Annotated in this window: 13 protein-coding genes; 6 read left to right on the forward strand and 7 right to left on the reverse strand. The window is 57.1% G+C overall.

Going from position 1 to position 13,620, the window contains the following annotated elements; translation table 11 throughout:
* Window positions 1-597: 597 nt before the first annotated feature.
* The 7 genes from JRF57_14295 to JRF57_14325 all read right to left on the reverse strand — a co-directional run bounded on the left by JRF57_14295 (window position 598) and on the right by JRF57_14325 (window position 7,505).
* The gene (locus JRF57_14295) at window positions 598-1,359 is read right to left on the reverse strand and encodes a tryptophan synthase subunit alpha (GenBank protein ID MBW2304869.1); all 762 of its coding nucleotides are present in this window, start codon (window positions 1,357-1,359) and stop codon (window positions 598-600) included.
* Complete coding sequence (trpB, locus tag JRF57_14300) at window positions 1,352-2,578, reverse strand: tryptophan synthase subunit beta (GenBank protein ID MBW2304870.1); 1,227 nt, start codon at window positions 2,576-2,578, stop codon at window positions 1,352-1,354. Before trpB ends, JRF57_14295 begins: the two co-directional genes overlap by 8 nt.
* Before the next feature lie 195 nt (window positions 2,579-2,773).
* A complete protein-coding gene (locus tag JRF57_14305) occupies window positions 2,774-3,400 on the reverse strand; it encodes a phosphoribosylanthranilate isomerase (GenBank protein MBW2304871.1) in 627 nt (208 codons plus the stop codon).
* Complete coding sequence (gene trpC / locus JRF57_14310; GenBank protein ID MBW2304872.1) at window positions 3,384-4,184, reverse strand: indole-3-glycerol phosphate synthase TrpC; 801 nt, start codon at window positions 4,182-4,184, stop codon at window positions 3,384-3,386. Before trpC ends, JRF57_14305 begins: the two co-directional genes overlap by 17 nt.
* Window positions 4,165-5,274 carry an anthranilate phosphoribosyltransferase gene (gene trpD, locus JRF57_14315; GenBank protein ID MBW2304873.1) on the reverse strand — a complete coding sequence of 370 codons (1,110 nt, stop codon included), beginning with the start codon at window positions 5,272-5,274 and terminating at the stop codon, window positions 4,165-4,167. Before trpD ends, trpC begins: the two co-directional genes overlap by 20 nt.
* Before the next feature lie 70 nt (window positions 5,275-5,344).
* Window positions 5,345-6,037: an aminodeoxychorismate/anthranilate synthase component II gene (locus tag JRF57_14320; GenBank protein MBW2304874.1), complete on the reverse strand. Its 693-nt coding sequence runs from the start codon at window positions 6,035-6,037 to the stop codon at window positions 5,345-5,347.
* On the reverse strand, window positions 6,018-7,505 hold the full coding sequence (locus tag JRF57_14325) for an anthranilate synthase component I family protein (GenBank protein ID MBW2304875.1): 1,488 nt from the start codon (window positions 7,503-7,505) through the stop codon (window positions 6,018-6,020). The genes JRF57_14320 and JRF57_14325 overlap by 20 nt, the downstream gene beginning before the upstream one ends.
* A 253-nt stretch (window positions 7,506-7,758) precedes the next feature.
* Between JRF57_14325 and JRF57_14330 the strand changes: the two genes are divergently transcribed.
* From JRF57_14330 to hisC, 6 genes are all read left to right on the forward strand, one after another.
* Entirely contained in the window at window positions 7,759-8,010 is a 252-nt protein-coding gene (locus JRF57_14330; GenBank protein ID MBW2304876.1) for a hypothetical protein, read from the forward strand.
* Between the two features lie 92 nt (window positions 8,011-8,102).
* Window positions 8,103-8,375 carry a hypothetical protein gene (locus JRF57_14335; GenBank protein MBW2304877.1) on the forward strand — a complete coding sequence of 91 codons (273 nt, stop codon included), beginning with the start codon at window positions 8,103-8,105 and terminating at the stop codon, window positions 8,373-8,375.
* 37 nt (window positions 8,376-8,412) lie between these two features.
* Window positions 8,413-9,225 (forward strand): class I fructose-bisphosphate aldolase family protein, encoded by an 813-nt coding sequence (locus JRF57_14340; GenBank protein MBW2304878.1) that lies wholly within the window; start codon window positions 8,413-8,415, stop codon window positions 9,223-9,225.
* Window positions 9,226-9,678: 453 nt separating this feature from the next.
* The gene (locus JRF57_14345; GenBank protein MBW2304879.1) at window positions 9,679-10,986 is read left to right on the forward strand and encodes a mechanosensitive ion channel family protein; all 1,308 of its coding nucleotides are present in this window, start codon (window positions 9,679-9,681) and stop codon (window positions 10,984-10,986) included.
* 71 nt (window positions 10,987-11,057) lie between these two features.
* Window positions 11,058-12,107 carry a LacI family DNA-binding transcriptional regulator gene (locus JRF57_14350; GenBank protein ID MBW2304880.1) on the forward strand — a complete coding sequence of 350 codons (1,050 nt, stop codon included), beginning with the start codon at window positions 11,058-11,060 and terminating at the stop codon, window positions 12,105-12,107.
* A 51-nt stretch (window positions 12,108-12,158) separates the two neighbouring features.
* Window positions 12,159-13,277, forward strand: a complete 1,119-nt coding sequence (gene hisC, locus JRF57_14355; protein ID MBW2304881.1) for a histidinol-phosphate transaminase — start codon at window positions 12,159-12,161, stop codon at window positions 13,275-13,277.
* The last annotated feature ends 343 nt before the right edge of the window (window positions 13,278-13,620 follow it).

The raw sequence follows: 13,620 nt of genomic DNA on the forward strand, positions 1-13,620 counted from the left end.
CGGGCTGGTGTTTTCAGCGGCTTATCAGCGGGGGACACTTGCCCGCCGCTTTCTGGCGGGCCGGCCCCCTCCGCATTCTCCCGCTCTAAGAAGAGCGTGAGCTGCGGCTTCCCCCACTGATAATCCCGCCGGTCACTTCAGAAAAGGGGCCATCGGCCCTTGCCTGATTCCTCCTTCCAGGCAGAAAAGGACCGAAAACATCAGGCCTTGGCACTCGAGAATTTCAACTGTAACTGACCCATGAGTTGGAGTGACAATGGACCTTTTCCAAAGGTCTCTCTGGATCAAATATTTCACCCGAAAAGATCCCCATGTCCCTCTAATGTGTCCTTGTGGTTGAATTTTTCGTATTGCCTTTGGACAAAATTGAACCTTTTTCGAAGGTCTCTTAGAAAAGGGGCCATCGGCCCTTGCTCGAACCATCTTTCCAGGTGATAGACCCCCTGGGCTTGCCCGCCGGCTTTCTGGCGGGCTTGTCACGCCGTAGCCGTGACGGAGGCGGAAGATCGGGCTAAAGGGGAGTTAAGGTCTCACCCCAGCGCCTGAAGCCCACCCGGCACGGATGCCAGGGTCCTTGCCGTGCTATTTTCCCTGGGGCTATAAGAGATCCCACAGAAAGGCCTTTACACCGGAAAGCCCGTCCCTTTCAAGGCACTGGAGCAGCCTGGTGCCGATTACCGCGATATCCGCCCTGCCCTTCAGGAAATCGATATCCCCTTTTCCCCGGATCCCGAAGCCTACCGCCAGGGGAAGGTCGGTGGCCTTCCTGCAGCGTTCGAGGTAGCGGATCAGTTCATCGGAAAACCGGGTTTCCGCTCCTGTCACACCCCTCCGGGCCACGCAATACACAAATCCCTTTCCCCGCGAGGCGATTTCCCGCATTCGGGCGGGGGGGGTCGTGGGGGCGAATAGGAGAATCGGAGAAAGCCCTGCCTTCCCCATGGCCTCAAGGTATTCCACCCCTTCCTCGTGTGGGAGGTCGGGTACGATAGCCCCCCTGATTCCTTTTTTCGCCATGAGGGAGGCCGATTCCCGGACTCCTCCCTTGAAGAGGATATTGTAATAGGTCATGACCAGGAAAGGGATATCAAAGCGCCTTGCCGCATCCCCCGCGAAATCAAAGCATTCCTGAACCCTGATCCCCTGCCTCAGGGCTTCCTGGTTGGCCCCTAGGATGACCGGGCCGTCAGCAACGGGCTCTGAAAAGGGAATCTGGAGTTCAATGAGGTCCACTCCAGCCTCCACCATGGTCTCAACGACACGAAAGGAAACTTCCATCGAAGGATACCCCACGACGATGTGGGTCATGAGAAGGATATCCTTTTCCCTGAGCCTTTCCCGGATATAGGATTCAAGCACGATAGGCCTCCGCTTTCTGCTGGATGTATTCCTTCCATCCGGGATCGCCGAAGGCGTCCGCGATGGTGAAGATGTCCTTGTCCCCTCTGCCCGACTGGTTGATCACTATGATATCATCCCGGCCCAGGGAAGGGGCCTCCTTAAAGGCCTGAGCATAAGCATGGGCGGATTCCAGGGCGGGAATCAAGCCCTCTTTTTTCATGACCAGGGAAAAGGCCTCCAGGACCTTCTCGTCCGTGGCGGCCTCAAACCGCACCCTGCCCTCTTCCCGGAGATGGGCGAGAATAGGGGAGACCCCGATATAGTCCAGACCCGCCGCCACGCTGTGGGTCTCCCGCATCTGGCCGTCCGGATCCTGGAGAAAGTAGGTCTTGTACCCTTGCGCCACCCCAAGGAACCCGTCTCCCGAGGCCAATCGCGAAGCGTGCCGTCCCGTTCCCAACCCCTTCCCGCCGGCCTCCACGCCCACGAGCTCCACGGGGTCATCCAGGAATCCTGAAAAGATCCCCAGGGCGTTGGATCCTCCGCCCACGCAGGCGTATACCCGGCTGGGGCACCTGCCTTCCAAGGCGAATATCTGTTCGCGGGCCTCTTTCCCCACCACGCTCTGGAAGTAGGTCACCATGGCGGGATAGGGATGGGGACCGCAGGCGGTCCCAAGCACGTAATGGGTGTCCTCCATCCGGGCCGTCCAATCCCTGAAGGCCTCGTTGATGGCGTCCTTCAGGGTCCGGGACCCGGTATTCACTGGAACCACCTCCGCACCGAGCCGTTCCATCCAGAAGACGTTGGGCCTCTGACGCAGGACGTCCTTTTCTCCCATATAAATGGTGCACCGGTACCCGAAACGGGCCGCCATGGTAGCCGTGGCCACCCCGTGTTGTCCGGCCCCTGTCTCGGCTATTACCCGGTCCTTTCCCATTCTCCTGACGAGAAGGCCCTGCCCCAGGACGTTATTGGCCTTGTGGGCCCCTGTGTGATTCAGGTCCTCTCTCTTAATGTAGATCTTCGCCCCCCCGAAGTGGCGGGTCAGATTCTCCGCAAAGGTCAAGGGCGTGGGCCTGCAGGAATAATTGGAGAGGACCCGGATATATTCCTCCCAGAACCCCGGATCCTCCTCCGCTTCTTCGAAGGCCTTCTCCAGTTCTTCGAACGTGGAAACAAGCACTTCCGGAATGTAGGCCCCGCCGAAAGGACCATAGTATCCTTTTTCAAACACCGCTCTTTCTCCTCCTGAGTCTTCTGAATTTCGGGGCCGGATCCATGATGAACCTCCCCTGGTAGGAATCTGAAGTGCCGGGGTGTCGTTACGAACGCGGGAAAAAGCACTTTCTCCCTGAATCTTGCAAGCGCCGAGTTTGCCGAAGATGAACTTTTTAACGGGTTCAAGATTGTTTATGCAAGATTCAGGTTCTCACCGGCCGCCCCTCTTGGCTGTGGAAATGAACTTCTCCATGCGCTTCCGGTTTTTCTTGCCGGGCCTCTCTTCCACCCCGCTGCTTACATCCACCGCCCAGGGCCTGACTCGCTCAACGGCCTCCATAACGTTTGACGAATCGAGTCCCCCTGCAAGGATCAAAGGGACGCCCAGGGCCTTGGCCTCCAGGGCCAAGCCCCAATCAAAGGTCTTGCCGGTTCCCCCCTTACGCCTTTCCGAGAATGCGTCCAGGAGGTATCCCCTGACATGGTCCTTGTAAGCCGCGAGGGAACGAAGGGACCCTCGGTCCTTGATCCGGAAGCCCTTGACGGCCCTGGGCCCCAAGGCCTTACAGACCTCCGGCGGTTCATCGCCGTGTAGTTGCACCAGGTCGAGCCCGCATTCCATCATGATCTCCCTGATTCTATCCACGTTCTCGTCTACAAAGACCCCGACGGTTTGAACAAAAGGGGGTAGCCTCCGGATGATCTCCCGGGCGGAAGCGACTCTCACCCGCCTTGGGCTCGGGGCAAAGACAAAGCCAAGGGCGTCGGCTCCCAAGGATACGGCATCCAACGCATCTTCAATTGACGTAATGCCGCAGATTTTAACTCGTACCGTCATCCCCACGCATCCCTCCCAGCACAATTTCCCGGGCCTTTCGGCCCACATCCCGGGACCTCATAAGGGCCGTTCCCACCAGGACGGCACGAACAGGACTCTCCATCAGGCTTCGGACATCATCTCCGCCTCTAATCCCGCTCTCACTCACAAGCACACACTCCCGGGGGACCAGTTCCGCCAGCTCCAGGGTTCTTCGAAGGTCCACCGAAAAGGTCTGGAGGTCCCTGTTGTTGATCCCGATCACCCGGGCCCCGCAGGCAACCGCCTTTTCAAGATCCTCCCGGTCGTGGACCTCCACGAGGGCCTCCATCCCCAGGGACCGTATCGTCCGTAAAAGCTTTTCCAGCAGCTCTTGCGAGAGGATCCGGGCGATGAGGAGCACCGCGTCAGCCCCGAAAAGGAAAGATTCCCGGATCTGGATTTCGTCGATGATGAAATCTTTGCGCAATACCGGGATGGAAACTCCTTCCTTGAGGGCCGGCAGGTGCCGGATGTCGCCGGAAAAGTATTTCTTGTCCGTCACCAGGGAAATGGCGGCGGCTCCGGCCTTCTCCAGGGCCCTTCCGAGGGATACGGGATCGGTTAGGGGGCGGATCCTGCCGGCCGAGGGTGAGGCGAACTTGATTTCACCGATCAGGTTGATCCCCCCGGCCGTACTCAGAGCACCCTTGAAATCCCTCGGGGGTCCCTTGCGTCCGCCAGGAGGGAAAAGGGATAGTCCGTCCCTGAGTCGCCGTACTTCTTCTTTTTTGTCCTCGATAATCCTAGTGAGCAGTTGATTCATGGAAAAACTCCTCCGGTCGACCCAGATCGAGTGACTTACATTGCCGGGTATAGGCGATCAGGCTCTCCAGCTTGTCCAGGGCGGCCCCCGAGTCGATGGACTCCTGGGCCCGGTCCAGGCCGTCTTGGAGGTCCCGGTCCAACCCGGTGACCACGAAGGCCGCGGCCGCGTTGAGCAGCACCATGTCCCTTCGGGGACCTTTCTCGCCTTCCAGGATGGAGCGCACGATGCGACCGTTTTTGCGGGCGTCTCCCCCCTTGATTTCCCCGGGGTCCGCCCTCCTAAACCCGAACTGTTCCGGGAGGATCTCGAAGTTCTCCACCTCTCCTCCTTTCATGTGAGAAACCCGCGTGGGACCGCAGATGCTTATCTCATCAAATGTCCCCTCACCGCAAACGACATAGGCCTCCTTAGTCCCAAGCCGGCTGAGGACACGGGCGATCTTCTCGGTAAGGCCGGGCGAATAAACCCCGAGCACTTGAGCGGACGCCCCCGCGGGATTGGTCAGGGGGCCGAGAAGATTGAATATGGTCCGGACTCCGATCTCCCGCCTCGGGCCAGCCGCATGTTTCATGGCGCCGTGGAACAGGGGAGCATAAAGGAACCCGATCCCGATCTCCCGGATACACCTCTCCACGTCGGTCGTCGTGATATCCAGGCTGACCCCGAGGCTCTCCAGGACGTCTGCACTCCCGCAAAGGCTGGATACGGCGCGGTTTCCGTGTTTCGCCACCTTCACGCCCGCCCCCGCGGCGACAAAGGCCGTGGCCGTCGAAACATTGAAGGTGTTGGTTCCGTCCCCACCCGTCCCGCAGGTATCCAGGATCGTCTCTTCTTCAACGTTGATCTCATCCCGGTCGAGGCTCACAGCATGGTTGTCCAGAAAAATCCTGGTAGCCTTGGCCCGCATGGCCATTGCTGCCCCCGCGATCTCCTCCACGGTCTCCCCCTTCATCCGGAGGGCCGTTACCAGGGCTGCAATCTGGCTGGGTGTCGCCCCCCCATCCATGATCACCAGCATGGCCTTTTCCATCTCCTCCTGGGTGAGATCTTCTCCCTTAACGACCTTCGCTATGTAAGGCTTCAACATGATACTTACCTCCCAATCTCTTTTATGTTTATGGGGTTGCTCATCTTTGTTCAAAATACAGTTTGCCGTTTCAAGCAGGGTCCGGCATATTCTCTCCTCCGTCCCCGGTTCCTCTCACTGTGGAGAAAACCTCACTTCTTGTTTTCTCCGGTCTCCCCCCCTCGGCCCCCCTCTCTTCTTCCCTGGGATGGAGTCCCAGGCTCCTCTTCGCGAAGTTCTCAAGGAGCAATGTTCCAGCCCGGGTGAGTATGGACTCGGGATGGAACTGGACTCCTTCTACAGGGTATTCCCGGTGACGCAAACCCATGACTTCTCCCTCCTCCGTCCAGGCGCTCACTTCCAAGCAGGGGGGGAGGGTGGCGGCCTCCACGATCAGAGAGTGGTACCGGGTGGCCTCGAAGGGATTGGGGAGTCCCCTGAAAACACCCCGACCGTCATGGTGGATGGTGGAGCACTTTCCGTGCATGATCCTTCCGGCCCTGACGATCCGCCCTCCATAAACGGCGGCCACAGCCTGGTGGCCCAGGCATACCCCGAGTACGGGGATGGAGGGGGCCAGGGCGCGGATGGCCTCCATGGAGAAACCCGCCTGTTCGGGTCCGCCCGGGCCGGGGGAGATCAGGAGAGAAGAGGGGTTTCCTTTCTTTAATTCCTCCACCCCGATCCTGTCGTTTCGAAAGACACGAACCTCCATACCCATTCCCTCCAGGGCCTGGACCAGGTTGTAGGTGAAGGAGTCATAGTTATCGATCAGGAAAATCATGGTCGTTCACCCTCTCAACGGCCTTGAACAGTGCGGCCGCCTTGTTCAAGCACTCTTGATATTCCCTTTCGGGCACAGAGTCATACACGATGCCCGCCCCCGCCTGCACCAGCAACTTCTCCCTGTCGACCACCATGGTGCGTATACTGATGCAGAAGTCCATATCGCCGTCGAACCCGAAATAACCGACCGCTCCGGCATAGGGCCCCCGGGAAGAAGATTCCAGCTCAGAGATGATCTCCATGGCCCGGATCTTCGGGGCCCCGGTCACGGTGCCTGCAGGGAAACAGGCCTTGAAGGCCTCCAGGCTGTCCTTTCCCGATCTCAACCGGCCCTCCACCCCGGAAACAATGTGCATGACATGGCTGTACCGTTCGACTTTCATAAAAGGAGAAACCCGGACCGATCCCCCCTCGGAGATCCGTCCCACATCGTTGCGGCCCAAATCCACGAGCATCACGTGTTCGGCGCGCTCCTTGGGGTCCGCCAAAAGCTCTTCCTCCAGGCGCAGGTCTTCTCCCGGCGTCGAACCCCTGGGCCGTGTCCCCGCGATGGGCCGGACACGAATGTGCCCCCCCCTTGCCTGGACGAGCATTTCAGGAGATGCGCCGATCAGCCTGAGGGTGCCGAAACGAAGGTAGAACATGTACGGAGAAGGGTTGAGGTCAGAGAGGGCCCTGTAAATCAAGAAATCATCTCCCTTGACCCTGCCCGAGAATCGCACGGAAAGAACGACCTGGATAATATCTCCTGAAACGATGTATTCCTTCGCCAGCCGAACCATTTCATAAAACTTCTCCCTTGAAATCTCGGGCTTGAGTTCCGTGGCGGATACACGGAGAGAATGCTCTTCAGCTTCTTTTTCAGGATCCGGTCCCAGGAGCACCTGCTCCACTTCCTCCATCTGCTCGGTTAAACCCGATTTCCCGTCCCGCTCGACTCCGGAGAAAGGGAACACCAGGGCGGAAATCTTATCTTTTTCATGATCAAAGACGAGCACTTTCCGGCAGGCCATGAAGATGCATTCAGGACCTCCCCCTTGCCAAGGCCTGAGGCCGGGAAGTTTTTCCCACTTCCGCGCAAGATCATAGTTGACGTACCCCACCAAGCCCCCCTGAAAGGGTGGATCGCAAGAGGAGATCGTTGCCTGGAACCGAGCCGTCAGTCCGCGGATCACTTCCAGAGGATCCACCACCCCCTGGACCTTGCGGGTTTCGGATCCCTCCCGGATCTCGATCCGGTCCCCGTAAACAGAGACTATCAGGAAAGGGTCCCATCCGATGATACTGCGACCCCTTTTCCCGTTCTCTTTCTCCTCACCGCTTTCAAGGAGAAAAGCGGAAGCGGAGGGAGCGATACGCGCAAAGGCACGGGAGGGATCAATTCCCCGGGCGGGGATCTCCCGGTAAAGGGGAACCGGGCCGCCTCGAGCGGAATCTTCAAGGGTACCTGATACTGATTTTTCCATGCATGTTTCCCCCTAAAAGCAAAGGGCCGCGGGATCACCCCGCGGCCCTTTGCTCCATCTTTTTCCACAAAAAAACCGCGGGGCCTCTCGGGAAGAGGGCCCCGCGGCTCAAATCATCCAATCAACGAAAGCAGATCACACCGGACGGCCCACCTCCCACTCAGAGATGCGCCACCACCAGTTTCTCACGGAAATCCTGCACTCGTTGACCTTGCGTTTCATCATGAGATTCTCTTAAAGGAGGACGGGGAGATTGTCAAGAAAAATTTCTCTTGACAATGGATTAAAGTTCTTCATACTAATGTTAATTCTTTGGCACAGCGGAGATCTTAAGGATGAAGAAGAGACATCAATCTTGGCGCAGGGTGGATTTCTGGTGGCCGGCCGGAGGTGTGCCCATGGATTGATGTCTGCTTTTGGATTGACTCAAGCCGTGGGCCCATCAAGGATCCACGGCTTTTTTTCATTTGTGAAGTCAGGGGATTGGAATTTTCCAGGAACATAATACTTATCGGTTTCCGTTGCACTGGCAAAACAACGCTGGGGAACGGCCCGGCATCCAGGTCAAAGCGGCGTCTTGTTGATATGGACCGTGAGATGAAAAAAGGAAAGGCCGATCATCGATTCGATCTTCGAAACGATAGACTGGAACTGCTTCTTGACCAGCCGTTCTCCAGGGAACCGCAAGAGGGGAATTGCGAAGATATGAGTCCCGGAAGAAAAATGAACCGGGATTGGTGGGACAGGACCTGGCCCGAGAGGAGAGGACCGCCCGCACACCCGTATGATTACCTGGAAAAGATAGGAGGCCGCGGGCGGAAGAAAACCGACGCGGCCTCTTCTCTTTTCTCAGTATTCTATGGGGGATGATTCTTCAAGCATCTTTAATACTAAAGGGGGTAAAGGGATGACCGGGAAAGAATTGAGAATGTCGAGGATCTTTGACCGCTTCACGGGGAAGACGGTGATCGTGCCCATGGACCACGGTGTGAGCGTCGGACCTCTCCCCGGGATAACCGACACAGCACAGGCCATCGCTCGGGTGTCGTCAGGAGGAGCCAACGCCGTGGTGGTCCACAAGGGTATTGCCTCCCAGGCCAGGGGAACCCCGGGGAGCAATATGGGACTGATCGTCCACCTTTCCGGAGGGACCGGCCTAGGCCGGGACCCCAACCTCAAGACCCTGGTGGGAACGGTGGAAGAGGCCATCAAGCTGGGGGCCGATGCCGTTTCAGTACACGTGAACATCGGGAATTCCAATGAAGACCGGATGATCGCTGACCTTGGCCACGTGGCCCGAAGGGCGGCCGGGTGGGGCATGCCCCTTCTTGCCATGGTCTATCCCAGGGGAGAGAGAATCCGTGATGAATTCGACCGGGTCCTGGTGAAACACGCTGCCCGTTTGGGAGCGGAATTGGGCGCTGACATCGTTAAGGTCTCTTACACGGGGGATCCTGATTCTTTCAGGGAAGTGGTGGAAGGGTGTCCCGTTCCAGTGGTAATCGCGGGCGGGCCCAGGATGGAATCAGATCGGCAGGTCCTTGAGATGGTCAAGGGGGCCATGGAGGCCGGGGGAGCCGGAGTCTCCATCGGAAGAAACGTGTTCCAGCATCCCAACCCTATGGGCATGGTGGCCGCGCTTTGCCGAATCGTTCATGAAAACGCTCCAGTGGAAGAGGCTCTGGCCGGCCTCTTGCGGGAAGGTAAAAAGGCGGCCTAACCTTTTTTTCAGGGTTCACCAAGCCACCCCATTAACGGAAGGACACAGGCGGTTTCCGCCATCCCTAAACCCCATGAAATAACGAAGGCCTGCCTGTGGTCACATCGAAAAGATCCCCATGCCACTTCTCCCGGTGGTGCAGGCGATGGTTTTCAGGTGAAATACTTGATTCAGAAATTCCCCCGGACAAGCCCGCCAAACTGCGGCGGGTAAGCCCAGGGGGGCCATCCACTGGAAAGATGGCTCGAGTAAGAGCCGATGGCCCCTTTTCTGAGGAATATTTCTTTCCTTGACATTCTGGGGAAAATGGGCTGGCATATCCAGGAGGATAACGGGTGCGGGGTGGGGAACCGAGGAGGATCGAAACCCTTACTCTGTAAGGTGCAGGCTGGCTTTTCACGGCAAGACGCAGAAGTACTTTAGAAAACCTTCAATCCTGTCCTGGGACGACGGATGGAAAACCCATTCAAAGAGATATACGGGCAGATCTTATCCCACCAGGAGGTCATCCTGGATGCAGCCCTCAAGTCGGCATTGATCTTTTTCCTTACCGCCGTCGCCTGGTGGATATTCAACGGTGTGCTTCGAAGGGTATGGAAAAGGCTCGAATCGCGCCCCTTTTTTAAAGAAAATCCCCGCCTGTTTTACCTGGTCAAGCGGGCGGGGCATTACACGATCCTAATCCTGGCCGGCATAAGTCTCCTCAACCTCGTCCATTTTTCCCTCATGGAAAGGATCTTCTATGCCTTCATGATCCTGCTCCTGGCCTCCTTCGCCAATAGTTTCGCAAAGGCCTTCCTGCCCGTGCTCCACAAGAAAATCGCCCTTCAGACCCAGAGCAAGGTAGATGACGTGATCTTCGAACTGCTGAACCGGTTCGCAAGCGTCATCATCTTCGTAACCGGCATTATCCTGGTCCTGGATGTACTTGGAGTCAACATCGTGCCCTTCATCGCAGGCGCAGGCGTTGCCGGTATAGCCATCGGTTTCGCGGCAAAGGACACCCTTTCCAACCTAATAGCGGGCATTCTCCTGATCATAGACAGACCTTTCGAGGTCGGGGACCGCATCGAGGTGTGGACGGCCCCCAAAAATTCCGCCACCTGGGGGGACGTGGTGGATATCGGGCTGCGGGCCACCAAAATCCGAACGACCGATAATATCGTGATCGTCATCCCCAACAACGAGATCATGAAAAGAGATATCATCAACTACACGGCCATCACCGATGAGATCAGGGTCCGGATTCCCATCGGCGTCGCTTACGACGCGGACATCCGAAAGGCCAAGGAGATCATCAAGGACGTGGCCCTGGAATTGGACTGGGTGATTCGGGACCCCGAACCCAAGGTGGTGGTTAAAAGCTTCGGTGACTCGTCCGTAAACCTGGAGGCAAGGGTCTGGATCAGCATCCCCCGCAAGCGGATCGACACTATCTCTCATGTCGTGGACCGGGTGAAAGAGGTCTTTGACAGGGAAGGCATCGAGATCCCTTACCCCAAACGGGACATCTACATCAAGGCCCAGTCCGAGGTGCCGGTCCAGTCCGCGGCATCCTTTCCAAGGACCGACACTAGACCTTGGCAAAACTTGCGAAGGCCGAGATTCCCGACATGGGCGAGTTTTTTTGGCCTGCTTAAGACAAACGTTTGTTTATTCCTTTTAGTATTTCTTTCAGTGGGGAGAGGCGTATCCCGGGCCCATACCCTGAACAGTTTGTTCATCCTATTCTATTGTACCGAAACATTGTTGGGGACATGATCCCTGGGGAAAATGATCTTTATTGACAAACGATACGGGTTGGCTTATACGGGGTGCATGGAGACAATCGTATGTCTAAGCCCACCTTAAGAGATGTGGCTGCTCTGGCAGGCGTAGACCCATCCACGGTTTCCCGGGTACTGAACGGGAAAGCGGGTGGGAGGGTCCGACCGGAAACCAAGGCACGGATCCTTGAGACGGCCACCCAGCTCAATTACCAACCGAATATTCTTGCCAAAGGCCTGAGACAAAAACAGAGTCGCACCATCGCCGCCGTGATCCCTGACCTGGTAAGCCCCCACATCCCGGAAATGCTCAAGGGAGTAAAACAAGGGGCCATGGAGCACGGGTATACGGTTTTCATCAGTTACCTGGACCAGGGATCCCTTGAGCAGGAGCAGCACCTGTCCCTTTTGCGGGAAAGCCGTGTGGACGGTCTGATTCTGCTTTTCGACACCCTCGATGACAACGTTGTCGCCGAGTTGATGGACACGAACAGCCCCTTCGTCCTGGTGAACCAACGGGCCACGGCGAGCAGTAACTTTGTCATTGTGGACGATGTGGCCGGCGCACGCATGGCCGTGAAATACCTTGCAGGACTGGGGCACACCCGAATCGCCTATTTATCGGGCGAATTGATGATCGATTGTGCCCTGCGGCGTTTCCAGGGTTACCGCCGGGGACTGGAGGATCACGGGATACCTTTTCAAAATGCGCTGATGGAGGAAAGCAGTCTGATCTCGTGGCTTGAAGGCAAAAGGGCCATGGAACGCCTGCTTGCCCGGGATGTCGGACCCACAGCCGTCATTGCCGGAAATATCGTAATCGCTACAGGCGCGATGGCGGCCGTCCGCGACGCCGGACTGCGGATCCCCGAAGACATCTCGATTGTCGGAATACAAGATGCGCCCCTGGCCGAAGTGCTCGCCCCCCCTTTGACCGTGGTGGGGATGCCCCTTTACGAAATGGGCCGTTCGGCGGCTGTTTCGTTGATTGATCTTTTGACCGGCCGGTCTTCCAATATCTCGCCCAAGGTACTGGCGCCCACGGGAATGGTTCTCCGCCGATCGGCCGCAAAACCGCCGACCCAGGTTATTGAAAAACGTAGCGTGAGCAATTGAGACAAGGCGAAATGAGGCGAAAGTATGCCGATGGAAAATAAGCACTTGGATATGTCCCCTAAGGTGGACCCCAGGCGGATTGCGAGGAAAGGCATCCTGGAGCTTGGGGCCTATGTGCCGGGAAAGGCGACCGAGGAGGTAAAAGAGGCTTACGGGCTTGAGGAAGTAGTAAAGCTGGCCTCCAATGAATGTCCGTTGCCCCTTCCGGACGGGCTTCGGGAGGTGATTGAGGCGGAATTTGTCAATCTGGCCCGGTACCCCGACGGCCACTGCCGAAAATTGAGGCGGCGGGTCGCGGCATACCTGGGTGTTCAGGAGGAGTGCCTCCTTTTCGGGAACGGTGCTGAGGAATGCATCCGGCTCATCGGACAGGCCTTTTTGAATCCATCTGATGCGGGACTGATTCCTTCGCCGATTTTCGATGCCTACGAGACGGCGATCCGGATGCCCGGGGCCAAGGTAGTCAAGGTGCCGATTAAAGATTACCAGATCGACCTGGAAGCCATGCTGAGTGCCGTGGATCGGAGCACCAAGATAGTCTGGCTGTGCTCCCCCGCCAATCCCACCGGAAAAATTATTTCCCGCGACGCCTTTGAGGGTTTTCTTTCCCGTCTACCCGAAAACATTCTGGTTGTGCTGGACGAGGCCTACCGGGAATTCGTCGCAGACAAGCGCGCCGCCCACGCACAGGACTATATCGAGCGGGATGCCCGTGTTATCGGGCTGCGGACCTTTTCCAAAGCCTTCGGCCTCGCCGGGCTGCGAGTGGGGTACCTTGTAGCCCATCCCTCCGTAATCGAGATCGTATCCATGGTGAAACTTCCCTTCAACGTCAACAGGCTCGCCCAAGCGGCGGCGTTAAGCATGCTGGAGGAGGAAGACTTCGTCCAAAACCACGTTGAGATGATCCAATCGGAACGTGAACACCTCCGCCGGGAGCTGGAAGAGCGGGGTGCCTTCGTGGTTCCCTCGGAGGCGAACTTTCTGCTCGTCAAGCTGCCCCTGGACGGTGATGAATTATTTAAACGGCTTCTGCCCCTGGGATTCATCATCCGCCCCGGGAGCTTGTGGGGACTGAACCAGTATATCCGGCTGACCGTAGGGACCCCGGAACAAAACCGCCGGTTTCTATCCCATGTTGACACTCTCCTGGCTGGATCGAACAAGTAAAGGCTTAGAGGATTAAGGGCGTTTTTGCGCCTTTCGGCCTTGGATCTTCGGCAAACTCGGCGATTGCATAATCCGGGTTAAACCCTGGCGGGAACCAGGGCTTTTGATAGTTGGTCCTTCCTAAACTGAGCGTTTCAAAATTTTGATGAGATCCTTTTATTTAGATATATCAAAAAAGTACATGGTAATGTCCGATAAGGTATCATAACCTATAAGGTCAAGGGCATGGCATATGTATCTTTTTCAAATCATCAAATTTTGAAACCCTTCGGGATTTCCGATTTTACAGGATCTGCTGCGTTGCCTGCCTGTGCGGTGCCTGTCTGCCGTCCCAACGGGACAG

The sequence above is a fragment of the Deltaproteobacteria bacterium genome (genome assembly GCA_019310525.1).
In the GTDB taxonomy this organism is placed as follows: Bacteria; Desulfobacterota; DSM-4660; order Desulfatiglandales; family HGW-15; genus JAFDEE01.

Bases quoted from the DNA above. Each gene is read 5' to 3' on its own strand.
- JRF57_14340 (MBW2304878.1), top strand. From the start codon at position 8,413: ATGACCGGGAAAGAATTGAGAATGTCGAGGATCTTTGACCGCTTCACG.
- JRF57_14325 (MBW2304875.1), bottom strand. From the start codon at position 7,505: ATGGAAAAATCAGTATCAGGTACCCTTGAAGATTCCGCTCGAGGCGGC.
- trpD (MBW2304873.1), bottom strand. From the start codon at position 5,274: ATGTTGAAGCCTTACATAGCGAAGGTCGTTAAGGGAGAAGATCTCACC.
- hisC (MBW2304881.1), top strand. From the start codon at position 12,159: ATGTCCCCTAAGGTGGACCCCAGGCGGATTGCGAGGAAAGGCATCCTG.
- JRF57_14305 (MBW2304871.1), bottom strand. From the start codon at position 3,400: ATGACGGTACGAGTTAAAATCTGCGGCATTACGTCAATTGAAGATGCG.
- JRF57_14345 (MBW2304879.1), top strand. From the start codon at position 9,679: ATGGAAAACCCATTCAAAGAGATATACGGGCAGATCTTATCCCACCAG.
- JRF57_14350 (MBW2304880.1), top strand. From the start codon at position 11,058: ATGTCTAAGCCCACCTTAAGAGATGTGGCTGCTCTGGCAGGCGTAGAC.
- JRF57_14335 (MBW2304877.1), top strand. From the start codon at position 8,103: ATGAAAAAAGGAAAGGCCGATCATCGATTCGATCTTCGAAACGATAGA.
- JRF57_14320 (MBW2304874.1), bottom strand. From the start codon at position 6,037: ATGATTTTCCTGATCGATAACTATGACTCCTTCACCTACAACCTGGTC.
- trpC (MBW2304872.1), bottom strand. From the start codon at position 4,184: ATGAATCAACTGCTCACTAGGATTATCGAGGACAAAAAAGAAGAAGTA.